Raw genomic sequence first — 292 nt, 5'->3', positions numbered from 1 at the left:
CTTCAATTAATCGTTCTCCACCTTCAACCGTTATCAATTGCTGTTTATCGTTATAAAACCGGACACCTAATGCCTCAGCCATCCCAGCTCCTCCATCAGAAGTTCCGGAGTCCCCACATCCTATCAGAATATGATCCACACCGTAATCCAAGGCATGGATAATTAATCCTCCAACTCCATAGGACGTTGTCTTCAGAGGATTTCTTTGCTGACCCGGTACTAAATGTAAACCAGCTACCGCGGCCATTTCTATTACGGCAGTTCGCTTCCCATTCTCACGAATAACCCCAAA

1 protein-coding gene is annotated in these 292 nt (G+C 45.5%); it reads right to left on the bottom strand.

What is annotated here, in order from left to right; genetic code table 11:
* Window positions 1–292 (bottom strand): glycerate kinase (locus JKP73_RS22820; RefSeq protein ID WP_200412058.1); only part of this gene is annotated, 292 nt, incomplete at both ends.

The sequence above is a fragment of the Virgibacillus salexigens genome, assembly GCF_014905415.1.
Classification (GTDB): Bacteria; Bacillota; Bacilli; order Bacillales; family Amphibacillaceae; genus Virgibacillus; species Virgibacillus salexigens.
Note: the sequence above shows the minus strand (reverse complement) of the source record. Positions and strands in the feature narration are given on the sequence as shown.